At 74.3% G+C, this 14,066-nt stretch carries 8 protein-coding genes and 3 tRNA genes; 3 read left to right on the top strand and 8 right to left on the bottom strand.

Annotated elements, in window-relative coordinates; all coding sequences use genetic code 11:
• Nucleotides 1–194: 194 nt before the first annotated feature.
• From ACWD4A_RS33050 to ACWD4A_RS33070, 5 genes are all read right to left on the bottom strand, one after another.
• Nucleotides 195–1,700: an MFS transporter gene (locus ACWD4A_RS33050; RefSeq protein WP_451199768.1), complete on the bottom strand. Its 1,506-nt coding sequence runs from the start codon at nt 1,698–1,700 to the stop codon at nt 195–197.
• Between the two features lie 79 nt (nt 1,701–1,779).
• Nucleotides 1,780–3,651, bottom strand: a complete 1,872-nt coding sequence (locus tag ACWD4A_RS33055; RefSeq protein ID WP_451199770.1) for an ArnT family glycosyltransferase — start codon at nt 3,649–3,651, stop codon at nt 1,780–1,782.
• Between the two features lie 311 nt (nt 3,652–3,962).
• Complete coding sequence (locus tag ACWD4A_RS33060) at nt 3,963–5,225, bottom strand: glycosyltransferase (protein WP_451199772.1); 1,263 nt, start codon at nt 5,223–5,225, stop codon at nt 3,963–3,965.
• A gap of 39 nt (nt 5,226–5,264) precedes the next feature.
• Nucleotides 5,265–6,713: a HAMP domain-containing sensor histidine kinase gene (locus tag ACWD4A_RS33065; RefSeq protein WP_451199775.1), complete on the bottom strand. Its 1,449-nt coding sequence runs from the start codon at nt 6,711–6,713 to the stop codon at nt 5,265–5,267.
• A gap of 399 nt (nt 6,714–7,112) precedes the next feature.
• Nucleotides 7,113–7,853, bottom strand: coding sequence for a response regulator transcription factor (locus tag ACWD4A_RS33070; RefSeq protein WP_451199777.1), 741 nt, complete (start codon nt 7,851–7,853; stop codon nt 7,113–7,115).
• A gap of 81 nt (nt 7,854–7,934) precedes the next feature.
• On the opposite strand from ACWD4A_RS33070, the gene ACWD4A_RS33075 reads away from it, so the two are divergent.
• On the top strand, nt 7,935–8,579 hold the full coding sequence (locus ACWD4A_RS33075; RefSeq protein WP_451199779.1) for an LLM class flavin-dependent oxidoreductase: 645 nt from the start codon (nt 7,935–7,937) through the stop codon (nt 8,577–8,579).
• A gap of 59 nt (nt 8,580–8,638) precedes the next feature.
• On the opposite strand, the gene ACWD4A_RS33080 is transcribed toward ACWD4A_RS33075, so the two are convergent.
• The 3 genes from ACWD4A_RS33080 to ACWD4A_RS33090 form a co-directional block, all read right to left on the bottom strand.
• A tRNA-Met gene (locus ACWD4A_RS33080) sits at nt 8,639–8,712 on the bottom strand.
• 48 nt (nt 8,713–8,760) lie between these two features.
• Nucleotides 8,761–8,833 (bottom strand) — tRNA-Arg (locus ACWD4A_RS33085).
• A gap of 232 nt (nt 8,834–9,065) precedes the next feature.
• Nucleotides 9,066–9,156: transfer RNA gene (locus ACWD4A_RS33090), tRNA-Ser, on the bottom strand.
• A gap of 260 nt (nt 9,157–9,416) precedes the next feature.
• On the opposite strand from ACWD4A_RS33090, the gene ACWD4A_RS33095 reads away from it, so the two are divergent.
• Both ACWD4A_RS33095 and ACWD4A_RS33100 read left to right on the top strand, forming a co-directional pair.
• Complete coding sequence (locus ACWD4A_RS33095; RefSeq protein WP_451199781.1) at nt 9,417–9,860, top strand: SSI family serine proteinase inhibitor; 444 nt, start codon at nt 9,417–9,419, stop codon at nt 9,858–9,860.
• Between the two features lie 225 nt (nt 9,861–10,085).
• Nucleotides 10,086–13,958, top strand: coding sequence for a PAS domain-containing protein (locus ACWD4A_RS33100; RefSeq protein WP_451199784.1), 3,873 nt, complete (start codon nt 10,086–10,088; stop codon nt 13,956–13,958).
• The last annotated feature ends 108 nt before the right edge of the window (nt 13,959–14,066 follow it).

A 14,066-nucleotide genomic window follows, 5' to 3' on the forward strand; every position in this document is an offset into this window, starting at 1 on the left:
TCCCAGAGGAACGGGGTGACGAACATGCCGTTGAGGCCGTAGGCGACGAGCGAGATTTGAGGACAACGCGGCGAAGCCGTGTTGCGGGGTCCGGGGCGCAGCCCCGGTTTCGGGAAGGGGCGGGGCTGGGGAACAAGCCCGCCGCAGGCGGCGAACCGGCCCGCAGGCGCGGACGGCCCGCAGTCGACTGCCGGTTACGACACAGCCCGCTCCGCCCTGCGCAGCAGCACCGCCGCCACCACCCCACCCGCCAGCACCGCCGCCGCCCCCACCAACTGACTCGACTGCACGCCGGAGGCAAACGCGTCGCGGATGGACGCGACGTCCGAAGAGGAGTGCGCACGGGACAGCGCGGCCGGGAGCGAGCCCGCCCCCGCCGCCACCGCCGGGACCAGTGCCGCGAAGCGGGAGTTGAGGACGGCGCCGAGGACCGCGACGCCCAGCCCGTTGCCGCACTCCTGGAGCGTGCCGTTGACCCCGGCCCCGACGCCCGCCTTCTCCGGCGGTATCGCCGACATGATCGCGTTGGCCATGGCCGGCATGGAGAGCGCGATGCCGATGCCCATCAGCACCAGCCCGAGGAACATCCCCCCGTAGCCGTGCGCGCCCAGCACCGCGATCGACAGCAGACCGGCCGCGAGCAGGCCCATGCCACCGGCGATGGCGACGGGGGTGCCCACCTTGGGCAGCAGCCGGGCGCCCACGCCCGTGAGGTTGAGGACGACGATCACCAGGGCGAGCGGCGTCATCCGCAGGCCCGTCTGCAGCGGGTCGTAGCCGAGCACGAGCTGGAGGTGCTGCGTCAGCAGGAAGAACGAGCCGCCCATGCCGAACGCCACCAGGATGCCGCCCGCGACGGCGCCCACGAACCGGCTGTTGCGGAAGAAGGTCATGTCGAGCATCGGGTACGGCGCCCGCCGCTCCCACACCGCGAACCCGGCGAGCATCACCGCGCCGACGGCGGCCGAGATCAGCACGCGTCCGGACGTCCAGCCGTGCGCGGGACCGGAGATGATCGCGAAGGTGACGCCGGTCATGCCGAACGTGGAGAGGACCGCGCCCAGCAGGTCCGGCCGGTCGCCGGCCGGGTTCTTGGACTCGGGCACGAGCTTGAGGACGGCGACCAGGCCGATCACGGCCACCGGCAGGTTGATCAGGAAGACCGAGCCCCACCAGAAGTGGTTGAGCAGCGCGCCGCCGATGAGCGGCCCGGCGGCGAAGCCGAGCGAACTGACCGCGCCCCACAGGCCGATGGCCTTGGTGCGCTCCTCGTCGTCGAAGACCTGGACGACGACGGCGAGCGTCGTGGTCATCAGCAGCGCCCCGCCTATGCCCATGCCCGCGCGGGCGGCGATCAGCTGCCCGGTGGTCTGGGACAGTCCGGCGACGAGCGACCCGAGCCCGAACAGGGCGAGCCCGGCCGCCAGCATCTTCTTCCGCCCGTAGCGGTCGGCGGCGCTGCCCGCGGTGAGCAGCAGTCCGGCCTGCACCAGCGAGTAGGCGTTGAGCATCCACTGCACGTCGGCGGTGGAGGCGCCGAGCTCCTCCGTGAGGGAGGGGACCGCCACGGTCAGGATCGTGTTGTCCAGCAGGACGGTGAGCTGCGCGAGGCAGATGACGCCGAGGATCAGCCAGCGGGCCGGATTGCGCGGCGGCCGCTGCGCGGCGGTGTCGGTTGGACCGGTGGTCGTGGCGGTCATGCGGAGTCCCCCTTGTACGGTGTACGACTGGCTGCGTCGTACACCGTACAAGAGGAGCTCTACGCCGTACAACCGCCTTTTACGCGGGCCTGGTGAGGTCGTAGAACGTGGCCGTCCCGACGGTCACCTTCGTGAAGTGCGCCGCCACCCAGGAGGAGATCTGCGCGGAGTGCCCGCGCCCGCCGCGGCCGCCGTCCCGCGACTCCCCGGAGGGGATGAACCAGTGCACCTTCCCCGCCTTCACATACGCCTGGAACTGCCGGAGCGTCGGCGAGGGGTCGCTGCCGTTGAAACCGCCGACCGGCATCACCGGCACCTGGGCGGCGAGCTGATAGCCCGCGGCGTTCTGCGAGCCGACGGCGGCGGCCGCCCAGGTGTAGTCACCGGCGTCCCGCTTCAGCGCGGCCGCCGCGGCGGCGGAGACCTTCTGACCGCCGAGGAGCCCGCCCATGCCACCGGGCCCGCCGGGCCGCCCCGTGTCACCGAAGCGCCCGCCTCCGGGGCCGCCGGGAGCACCCGTTCCGGGGAAGCCGACCGGCCGCTCGTCGCCCGGCCTCCCGGGCCGGGAGGGCCCGCCCCGCCCGAAGTGCCCGCGCGCGCCCGCCGGTCCGGCCGTCACGATCGACCCGCCGTGCGCGGTGTCCACGGTGTTCAGCGTGTACGCGAACGGCGCCGCCAGCGCGCTCCCCACCGCCAGCGCCGCCGCGCCCCGCGCCAGCCCCTTGCCCGACCGAGGGACGAGCAGCAGCGCACCGCCCGCCAGGACCCCCGCCACGAGAACCGCCCACTTCAGCCAGGGCAGCCAGTGCGGAGTACGGTCCAGCAGCACGTACGCCCAGCCCGCCGTGCCCACCGTCACCACAGCTGCCGGCACGTACGCGCGCTGCTCCCACAGCAGGACCGCGCCCATGGCGACGAGCGCGGCCACGTACGGGGCGAGCGCGACGGTGTAGTACTCGTGGAAGATCCCGGACATGAAGCTGAAGACCGCGAAGGTCATCAGCAGGGCGCCGCCCCAGGCGAGGAACGCGAGCCGCCTGCCGTCGTCCCCCGGCCGCCCCGCCGCGCGCCGCAGCAGCCACAGCCCGGCCACCAGCAGCACCAGCGCGGCGGGCAGCAGCCAGGAAATCTGGCCGCCCGTGGCCGCGTTGAACATCCGGGTCAGACCCGTGTCCCCCCACCGGCCGCCGCCCGGACCGCCGCCCCCGCCGACGCTGCCGGTCTCGTCGCCGTTGATGCGCCCGAGGCCGTTGTAGCCGAAGGTCAGCTCCAGGAAGCTGTTGTGCTGCGAACCGCCGATGTACGGGCGGGACGAGGCGGGCCACAGCTCGACGACGGCGACCCACCAGCCGCCCGACACCACCAGGACGAGCCCCGCGAGCAGCAGTTGACGCACCCGGCGCAGGGGTGCGGCCGGCGCGCGGAACGCGTACAGGAGGGCGAGCGGCGGCAGGATCAGCCATGCCTGGAGCGTCTTCGTCAGGAAGCCCAGCCCGAAGCAGAGGGCCGCGAGCAGCAGCCACCGCGTGCGCGCGCCCTCCAGCGCGCGCAGCACGCAGGCGACCGCGCACACCATCAGGAGGCAGAGGAGGGCGTCGGGGTTGTCGAAGCGGAACATCAGCGCCGCGACGGGCGTGACCGCGAGGACCGCCCCCGCCAGCAGTCCGGCCGCCCGGCCGAAGGAACGGCGTACGGTCGCGTACAGCACCCCGACCGTGGCCACCCCCATGAGCACCTCGGGCACGAGGACCGCCCACGAGCTCAGCCCGAACACCCGCACGGACAGCCCCATCGGCCACAGGGCTGCCGGCGGCTTGTCCACCGTGATCGACCCGGCCGCGTCGGAGGCCCCGAAGAAGAACGCCTTCCAACTGGCGCTGCCCGCTTGCGCGGCGGCGGCGTAGAACTGGTTGGCGTACCCGGATTTGCCGAGACCGTAGAGATAGAGCACGGCGGTGGCGAGGAGGAGCGCGGCAAGCGCGGCCCGGTCGCGCCTGCGGCGGGCTTCTTCCCCAGCCCCGCCCCTTCCCGAACCGGGGGAGACCCCCAGACCCCCAAAGCGGCTCCGCCGCTTGTCCTCAATCGCCGGACGGGCTGAAAATCCAGCCCGTCCTGGGGGCACCTCCCAGCGGTAGCTGGGGGAGATTGAGGACGCGGCCGCAGGCCGCCCCCGCCGCAGGCGGCGAACCGGCCCGCAGCCGGGGGCCTGGGGCACGCGCCCCAGTTGCGGGAAGGGGCGGGACCGGGGAAAAGAACCAGCAGTCAACGGGAGCTCCCAGACGTGTCGTTGGACGCAGGCGCGAAAACCCACGCCCGCAGCAGAAGAAACCGCAACGCCGTCGCCGCCAGATTGGCCACGATCAGCACAGCCACCTCCGCCCCATGCGTCGGCGAACCACTCGCCAGCGAAAGCGCGGCGAGCGACCCACTGGTCAGCGCCAGCCCGATGGCGAAGACCACCAGCCCCTGCGCCTGCTGCCGTACCGCCCGGTCCCGCCCCCGCACCCCGAACGTGAGGCGCCGGTTCGCGGCCGTGTTGGCGACGGCGGACAGCAACAGGGCGGCCGCGTTGGCGAGTTGCGCACCCGCCCCCAGCCGGAAGAGGGAGTAGAGCGCCAGGTAGAAGCAGGTGCTCGCCGCGCCGACCAGGCAGAAGCCGACGGCCTGCCGGGCCAGCCCGCCGGGCACGCCGGGTACCGCGCGGTCGCGCGGGTCGTCGCCGAAGGGGCGGCGCAGCCGGTCCAGCGGGAGCGCGCCGGTGGCCAGCGCGCGCCCCACCCGCCAGACGCCGCGCAGGTCGTCGGTGGCCGTGCGGACGAGGTGCACGGAGCTGTCGGGGTCGTCGACCCAGTCGACCGGCACCTCGTGGATGCGCAGGCCCGCCCGCTCGGCGAGCACCAGCAGCTCCGTGTCGAAGAACCAGCCGGTGTCCTCCACCAGCGGCAGCAGCCGCTCGGCGACGTCCTTGCGGATGGCCTTGAACCCGCACTGCGCGTCGGAGAACCGCGCGGCGAGCCCCGTCCGCAGGACGAGGTTGTACGCGCGGGAGATCAGCTCCCGCTTGGGGCCGCGCACGACCCGCGAACCGCCCGCCAGCCGCGAGCCGATGGCGAGGTCCGAGTGGCCGGAGATCAGCGGGGCGACCAGCGGCAGCAGCGCGTTGAGGTCGGTCGACAGGTCGACGTCCATATAGGCGAGGACGGGCGCCTCCGACATCGACCACACAGTGCGCAGCGCCCGCCCGCGCCCCTTGCGCTCCAGCCGTACGGCCGTGACCTCCTCGAAGGTGTCGTCGAGCCGGGCGGACACCTCGGGGGTGCGGTCGGTGCTGGCGTTGTCGGCGACGGTGATCCGGAACGGGTACGGGAAGGTGGCCGTCAGATGGGCGTGGAGGCGGCGTACGCAGCGCTCCAGGTCGTCCTCTTCGTTGTACACGGGGATCACGACGTCGAGCACCGTCGCGGCCCGTCCGGCGGACAGCGGGGCGCGGGCCGGGAGGGCCGCGCCGGGAGGTGGCTGGGTCATGCGCCGACCCTTCCGGTCCGCGCTGTCCCCACCGTGTGGTCAGGCTGTGGTTCCGCTGTGAAAGTCCGGCTTCCGCAAGGGCAGTTCGACGGTGAACACCGTACGGCCGGGGGCGCTGGCCACCGTCACCCGGCCGCCGTGCGCGGCGACCACGGCCCGGACGATCGCGAGCCCCAGCCCCGTGCCGCCGCCCGCGCGGGAGCGGGACGCGTCGCCGCGCGCGAACCGTTCGAAGACGTGCGGGAGCAGTTCGGCGGGAATGCCCGGCCCGTCGTCCTCGACCTCCAGCACCGCGTGCGGTCCCGGGGCGCGCACCCGGGCGGTGACGGTGGTGCCGGGCGGGGTGTGGGTCCGGGCGTTGGCGAGCAGATTGACCAGGACCTGGTGGAGGCGGGCCGGGTCGCCGCGCACCTCGGCGGGCTCGGCGGGCAGGTCGAGCCGCCACTTGTGGTCCGGCCCGGCCACCCGGGCGTCGCTCACGGCGTCGACGGCGAGCGGTGAGAGGTCGAGGCCGGCGAGGGCGAGCGGGCGCCCGGCGTCGAGGCGCGCGAGCAGCAGCAGGTCCTCGACGAGCAGGGTCATCCGGTCCGCCTCGGACTCGATCCTGCCCAGGGCGTGCCGCGTCGCGGGCCCGGTCTCCTCGCCGCCCCGGCGGGTCAGCTCGGCGTAGCCGCGGATCGAGGCGAGCGGCGTGCGGAGCTCGTGGCTGGCGTCGGCGACGAACTGCCGTACACGGGTCTCGCTCTCCTGCCGCGCGGCCAGCGCCGAACCGACGTGCCCCAGCATCCGGTTGAGCGCCGAGCCCATCTGGCCGACCTCGGTGCGCGGATCGGCCTCGGCCTCGGGCACGCGCTCGTGGAGGGCCACCTCGCCGCTGTGCAGCGGGAGTTCGGAGACGCGGGTGGCGGTGGCGGCCACGCGGCGCAGCGGGCGCAGCGCGATGCCCACGTTCGCGGCGCCGGCGAGCCCGGCGGCCACGAGCCCGGCGGCGGTGACGCACACCTCGACCACGATCAGCGTGTCGAGGGTGTCCTGTGCGGCGGTGGCCGGGATGCCGACGAGATAGCTCGCGCTGCCGTCACCGGACGTCACGGACATCGCCCGGTAGCCGCCCAGACCGGGCAGGTCCACGTCATGCGGGTGGCCGTCGCGGGCGAGCCGGTCCAGCGCGGCGCGCTGCCCGGTGGTGAGCGGGTCGAGGGCGGGCCGGGGAAAGCCGGTGACGCTGACCGCCGCGTCCGCCAGCCGCCCGCCGTCGGTGACCGCGCCCACGGTCCCGATGGGCTGCCCGCCCGCCCTCAGGAACCCCAGCGGATCGGTGTCGTGCGGATCGGCGAACCGATGCCCGCCCGGCGGCCCGGCGGCCCTCCTCCCCACGTCCTTGAGCTGAACGTCCAGCTGCCCGTAGAGATAGCTGCGCAGCACGATCGTCGTGACGGTGGCGATGACGGCGCACACGATGGCGACGAGCGCCACGGTGGAAACCACGAGGCGCGCCCGCAGGGACGCACGGTTCCACCGGGGCCGGGGCTTCCGTTCAGGTGCGGCCCGGCGGCCTGTTCCCCAGCCCCGCCCCTTCCCGGCTGTGTCGATGTGCGGCTCCGCCGCGTGGGGGGCTCCGCCCCAGACCCCGAAGCACGCTCCGCGCGCTGTCCTCAAACGCCGGACAGGCTGAATTTCGCGGACCGTGGCACTTTGGCCTGCGGCCCGCAGGCTGCGGACTACGCCGGCAAAATCCAGCCCGTCCTGGGGCACCTCCTGGGGGTCCCCCCGGACGGAGTCTGGGGGAGGTAGCTGGGGGAGATTGAGGACGCGCCCGCAGGGCGCGCCCGCCGGAGGCGGCAACGGCGGGCCGGCCGAAGAACCGCCCCCAGCGCCGGAGCGCACTCATACCGCCGGCTTGATGACGTACCCGACACCCCGCCGCGTGTGAATCATCGGCTCGCGCCCGGCGTCGATCTTCCGTCGCAGATACGAGATGTAGAGCTCGACCACGTTCGCCTGCCCCCCGAAGTCGTAGGACCACACCCGGTCCAGGATCTGCGGCTTGCTGAGCACCCGCCGGGGGTTCCGCATCAGGAAGCGCAGCAGTTCGAATTCGGTGGCCGTCAGGTGGATGTCGGTGCCACCGCGCGACACCTCGTGGCTGTCCTCGTCGAGGACGAGGTCGCCGACGGTGAGCACGGACTCGGCGCGCGGCGCCACCGTGCGGGCGCGCCGCAGCAGCCCGCGCAGCCGGGCGACCACCTCCTCCAGGCTGAACGGTTTGGTGACGTAGTCGTCGCCGCCGGCCGTGAGTCCGGCGATGCGGTCCTCGACGGAGTCCTTGGCGGTGAGGAACAGCACGGGCACGTCGGCGTGTTCGCGGCGCAGCCGTCCGAGCACGGTGAGCCCGTCCATGTCGGGCAGCATCACGTCGAGGACGACGGCGTCCGGCCGGAAGTCCCGGGCGGTGCGCAGCGCGTCGGCGCCGTCGGCGGCCGTCCGTACGTCCCAGCCCTCGTAGCGCAGGGCCAGGCGCAGCAGTTCGGCCAGCGGTGCCTCGTCGTCGACGACCAGGACCCGTACGGCGCTTCCGTCGTCGTGGCGCAGCGGTTCCGTGCGCACGGCGGGCGAGAGGGAGGTCATGGCAGGGAATCCTCGCGACGCCGGGTGAGAGGTGTCTTTCGGCTCCCTGTGATTCGTCTGAGAATCCGCGGTGATCGCCGCATGGCACTCACCGAGGACCTCGGCAGGATCGGCGTCTGGAGCAATGAACTGAGGGTGGACGGCCCCGGGCGGTCGGCCGAAGTCCGCGCGGTGGCCGCCGAGTTGGAGGAGTTCGGCTACGGCACGCTGTGGGTCGGCGGCAGCCCGGACATCGCCAGGGCCGCGCACGTCCTGGCGGCGACGGAGCGCGTCACCGTGGGCACCAGCATCGTCAGCCTCTGGCAGCACCCGGCGCGGGAGGTGGCCGCCGCGTACGCCGCCCTCTCCCCCGCCCTGCGCGAGCGGCTGGTCGTCGGCCTGGGCGTCAGCCACCGCCATATGGTCGAGGGGTACGCGTGGCCGTACTCGGCGATGGAGGCGCCTGGACGAGCTGGACGCCGCCCCGCCCGCCCCGCCCGCCCCGCCCGCCCCGCCCGCCGGGCGCCGGATGCTGCGGCTCTCCCGCGACCGGGCGGCCGGTTCGCTGCCGTACCTGGTCACCGTGGAGCACACGGCGCGGGCGCGGGAGCTGCTGGGCGAGGGCGCGGTCCTCGCGCCGGAGCTGAAGATCGTCCTCGACGAGGATCTGCCGCGGGCCCGCGCGGCCGCCCGCGACTACCCGCCGAATGGCGCGCCCTCGCCGGGGCGCTGCCGCCGCGCGGCTGAAAGCGGCCGGAAACGCCGTTGGCCCGGCACTCCGAAGAGTGCCGGGCCAACGGTCTTAGTAGCGGGGACAGGATTTGAACCTGCGACCTCTGGGTTATGAGCCCAGCGAGCTACCGAGCTGCTCCACCCCGCGACGGTCGAAAGTCCCGGGCCCAAAATTTGGAACCAGTTCTCTCGGCTGTGCGCTCGGCAGGATTCGAACCTGCAACCTCTTGATCCGTAGTCAAGTGCTCTATCCGTTAAGCTACGAGCGCTCGGCTTCCCGGCGGTTTTTCTTGCCGGTCGGCGTTGCGTGGACAACATTACATGAACTCCGCCGTCACGCGAAATCCATTAGCCATACCGCCTCTGACCTGCGGAAATGCCCTCCGGACGGGGTCACGGCGGGCTCCGCGGCCACCCCTTGGAGATCGCCACGGCGGGCCCGGCGGCCCCCGGAAAAGCAGAAGCCCCGACCGTCCCTGAGGACGATCGGGGCCACACAAGCGGAGGCGGAGGGATTTGAACCCTCGATGGGATTTAAGTCCCAAACCGCATTAGCAGTGCGGCGCCATAGACCGGACTAGGCGACGCCTCCACGCTTCACTCGCGCATGCGCGGGTGTGTGCTTGCAGATGATGACACAGCCTTGCGGCCGTCCACCAATCGCTCCCTACGGTACCGGGCATTCACCTGCCGGGGCAAAGATGTTTCCGGCGCGCAACGCGTTGCGTTCTCGGGCGTTAGACGGGTGAGGGGTCCGTTCGGGCCCCCGCCGTGCCACCGCGCCGGTCCGTACGCCCGCACGACCCGGCGCGCGGCCGCCGCGGCCCCCGTCACACCCCCTGGAGTACCCGCATGCCGCTCCGCAGGCTCGCCCTCACCGCCGTCGCGCTGGCCCCCGTCCTGCTCGCGCTGCCCACCGCCTCGGCCGCGCCCCTCCCGCTGCCGGTGCCGGACCGCGACGGCGACCGCCTCACGGTGACGATCACCGACTCCGGCCACCCCGACGCCCGCTACGAGCTGTACTGCCACCCCGACGGCGGCACGCACCCGCGCGTGAAGCAGGCGTGCAGGCAGCTCGACGGGCAGACCCGGTGGGGCCAGGACCCGTTCGCGCCCGTGCCCAAGGACGCGAACTGCACGATGGTCTACGGCGGGCCGGAGCGGGCGCACGTCTTCGGCAGTTGGGCGGGGCGGCCGGTCAGTACCCAGTTCAATCGGTCGAATGGGTGTGAAATCGCCCGCTGGAACAAGTTCTCCGAGCTGCTCGCGGCCCCGGACCGTTCCCCCAAGGGCTGACACGGGAGGCATGTCCGGCCTGCGGCGGGACGCCCCGCAACGGCCCGGCGGCAACCGGAGGGCAACCGCTCGGTACGCCTCGCCGCACATGTCATCCGCCGTCGCGCCCGCCTCCGCAGCCTTTAGACTTCCCTTCAGTGACACGTCAGGAGGGCGCCGGGCCACAGCGCGCCGCCCGTTCCGGCGCAGTCCGCAAGGTGCGGTAACCAGGGAGGAAGCGTCGTCGTGAGCAGCAGGCCATCCCGAGGCACTGCTCGCCTCGCAGCCATACTCGACGCCCTCCCCGACGCGCTGTTGCTCGTCAATTGCAACGGGACGGTCGTCAACGCCAACCACATAGCGCTGGAGACCTTCGAGGCACCCGGCACCGGGCTCGTGGGGCGCGGACTGCTCTCCCTGCTCCCGGACTTCGACTCCCGGCGCATCCCCGGTTCGATGCGGCTGCCCGACAGCGCCGACGCGCGCACCAGGCCGACGCGGATGATCGCGCGGCGCACCGACGGCGCGCAGTTCCCCGTCGAGGTGACGAGCGCCAACCTGGAGGACGGCCGCACCCCGTACGCCGACCACCAGTCGTACACGGGCGACGAGCTGCTCATGATCGTCGTGCGGGACCTCACCGGGACCCTCGACACCGAGGCCGAACTCGCCCGCCAGCAGCGCCAGACGGAGATGATCCTGCGCGCCGCCGCCGAGGGCGTCGTCGGCGTGGACACGGCCGGGAAGGTCGTCCTCGTCAACCCGTCCGCCGCGCAGATCCTCGGCTACCGCGCCAGCGATCTCGGCGGCCGGGAGCTGCACCCGCTCGTCCACCACTCGCGCGCCGACGGCACGCCCTTCCCGTACGAGGAGTCGCCGATCGCCGACACCCTGCGGTCCGGGCGCAAGCACCGGGTGCGCGGGCAGGTGCTGTGGGCGAAGGACGGGCGCGCGGTGCCCGTCGACCTGACGACCGCGCCCGTGCGCGACGGCGACCAGCTGGTCGGCGCGGTGATGACGTTCACCGACCGGCGACCCTACGACGCCCTCGCCGCCCGCCACGCGCAGTTGCTGGCCGTCCTGGACAGCTCGCTGCGGGGTCCGCTGGAGCAACTGCGCGGTGAACTGGGCTCGCTGGCCGACGACCCGGCCGGACAGCTGTGGCCCGAGGCCAATCAGATCCTTCATCACCTTTCGGCCGGATATGCCCGAATGTCAACTCTAGTTGACAATGTTCTGGCCTATCAGCGGCTCGACGCGGGCGAGGAGAAGCTCACCAAGGAGAGCGTCCCGCTGGACGAGGTCGTGACTGCCGGTGTCGACGGTGCGGTCGAGCTGATCGGTCCGGGCCGCGCGCAGTTCGCGGTGCACGCGCCGAAGGCCGAGGCGGAGGTCGATCCGGAGCGCTTCGCGCAGGCGCTGGCGCACCTGATCGCGGACGTGGCGGGGGTCGACTCGACGGGCAACGCCTCCGCCGCGGCTTCCGGTTCCGTTTCCGGAGATTCGACGATCGTCGTCGCGGCGGCACAGCGCGGCGAGGTCGTGCGCATCGAGGTGCGCGGCCCGTACGCCGGTGGCGACCCGGTCCACGGACCCATCGTGCGCGGCATCGTCCGCGCGCACGGCGGGGTGCTGCAGACCCACGACATGCCGGGCGCGGGCGGCAGCGCCTACGTCCTGGAGGTGCCGGTCTCCGCCAAGGGCGGCCCGGTGCCGCCCGCGGAGCGGCGTTCGGCCACGGACACGATGAACGCGACGACGGTCATGCCGGTGCCCGCGCAGCGGGCGCGCGGCACCGCGGCGGCGCCGGCCGAGGACCCCGATCCCGCCCCGGAGGCGGAGGAGGCGCCCGCACCGACCGGACGCCGCCGGGCACGCCCCCGTACGGACGAGGAGCAGCCCCCCGCGGACGGCCGCGAGGGCCGGCACGGGCGGGGCCAGGGCCCCGAGGGCGGCGGGCTCGTGCCGCCGCAGGGCACACCCGCGCCGACCGGGCGGCGCGCCCGGCGGACGACGCCCGAGACGGCCCCTGGGGCCACCCCTGACGCGAACGCCCCGCGCACGGCGTTCGCGCTGCCGCCCGCCGAGGCGGACCGCACCCCCGAGTCCCCGGCGCCCGCGCCCACCGGCCGCCGCGCCCGGCGGGGCACCATGGAGGCGCCGGAGCGCCCGATCCCGGGCCAGGCCACCGCCGAACCGGACCTTCCGCGCACCGCGTTCGCCCTCCCCCCGGCCGCCGCGGACCGCGCCCCGGAGCCGGCGCCCGTACTGCCCGGCGCACCGCGCGGGCCGGTGGACGACGCGCCTCCGCCGCCGGCCGCCGCTCCGATCGCACCGCCGATCGCACCGCCGACCGTGACGCCGACCGTGACGCCGCCGACCGTCACACCGCCGCCACCCGCACCCGCGCCTCCCACCGGCGCCCCGGCCACGCCGCCGTCCACTCCGCCCACTCCGCTCGCCCCGCCCACTCCTCCCGCGCCTCCCGTCGTCACGAACGGCCCCGCCACTAACGGCCCCGGCGCGCAGGCCGTCCCGTTGCCGGGCGGCGCCCCGGGTTACCCGGCCCCCTCGGTGGACAGCGGCCCGGCGCGGCCCACGAGCCCCGCCGACCCGAACACCCCCCGCGCGCAGGCCATGCCCATGCCCGGCGGCGCCCCGAGCACCCCCGCCCCGCAGCACGGGCGCCCCGGTCCGGGAACCGCACCCGTACCCGCGCCCGGCACGGGTACGGCGACGGCCACCGACGACACCCCGCACGAGGGCGTGGCCAGGCCCTACCCGGCGCCCGCCGCCACTCCGTACGGTTCGCACCCCCAGGACGCCGACGCGCCCGGCGGCGAGGCGCGCCCGAGCGGCGGGTCCGAGGCCTTCAGGGTCGCGGGCGCGCACCCCGGCGATCCCGCGCCGGGTTCCGGGGCGGAGCGCTCCGGAGCGGCCGCGCACCCGGAGCCGAGCACGGCCGACGCCGGCCCGTCCCCCGTACCCACACCCGTACCCGCACCGGAGGGCGACGCCGCGCCCACCGGGCGCCGTCGCGCGCGGCGCGCGCTCGCCGAGGAGCCGGGCGCGGGCACCGCGTCGGCGGGCGAGGCCGCGGCGCGGCCCATCAGTGTGCGCCCCCTGGGGCAGGGACCGGGCACCGGGGAGACCCCGGCCGCCGGTACGCCCGTGGGCTCGGGCCGCCGCCGCAAGCTGGGCAACCCCGCCGAGGGCGGGGAGCGCCAGACGCACACCCCGTCGGCCGCGACCGCCAAGCCGCAGACCGCCACCGGTACGCCCCAGGGCCGGGCGTTCGCCATAGGAGCACCGGACGAGGGTTCGGAAGGCCCCGAGCCGCTCGACGGCCCCAACGGCGCGGTCGAGGTGAACACCCCAAGGCCGCCGGTGGACGACGAGCTGCCGCCGGAGCCGCTGGACAACCCCCGCCGGCTGCTGGTCTGGCCCGCCCCGGACGCCTCCACGCAGACGGCGCTCACCGAACGCGGCTACCGCCCGGTGATCGTGCACTCGCGCGAGGAGGTCGACGCGCAGATCGCGGCGTACCCGGCCGCCCTGTTCGTCGACCCGCTGACGGGTCCGATCACCCGGACCGCGCTGCAGTCGCTGCGCGAAGCCGCCGTCGCGGCGGAGGTCCCGGTGCTGGTGACGGCGGGGCTCGGGCAGGCGGCCAAGGAAGCGGCGTACGGCGCCGACCCCGCCGTGCTCCTCAAGGCCCTCGCCCCGCGCGACAGCGAGATGCACCCGCCGCGGGTCCTCCTGATCGAGGAACACGAGCCGGTCGCGGGCGCGTTGACGGCGACCCTCGAACGGCGCGGCATGCAGGTGGCGCGGGCCGCGACCGACGCGGACGCGGTGACCCTCGCGGACCGGTTGCGTCCCAACCTCGTCGTCATGGACCTGATGCAGGTACGGCGCCGCCGCGCGGGCATCGTCGACTGGCTCCGCGCCAACGGCCTCCTGGCCCGCACCCCGCTCGTCGTCTACACGTCCGCCACGATGGACCCGACCCAACTGGCCTTGCTCGCGGCGGGGGAAACCGTGCTTTTCCTGGCGGAACGCTCGACGAGTGCGGAGGTCCAGGGCCGCATCGTGGACCTGCTCTCGAAGCTCGGCTGACCCGGTCGTCTGCGCCACCGTCGCCGCCTGCGGCGGGAGCGGCCTACGGCCGCGTCCTCAAACGCCGGACGGGCTGGATGTGCGGGCCACGGTCCGCACATCCAGCCC

This window comes from Streptomyces sp. NPDC002537, from assembly GCF_053594975.1.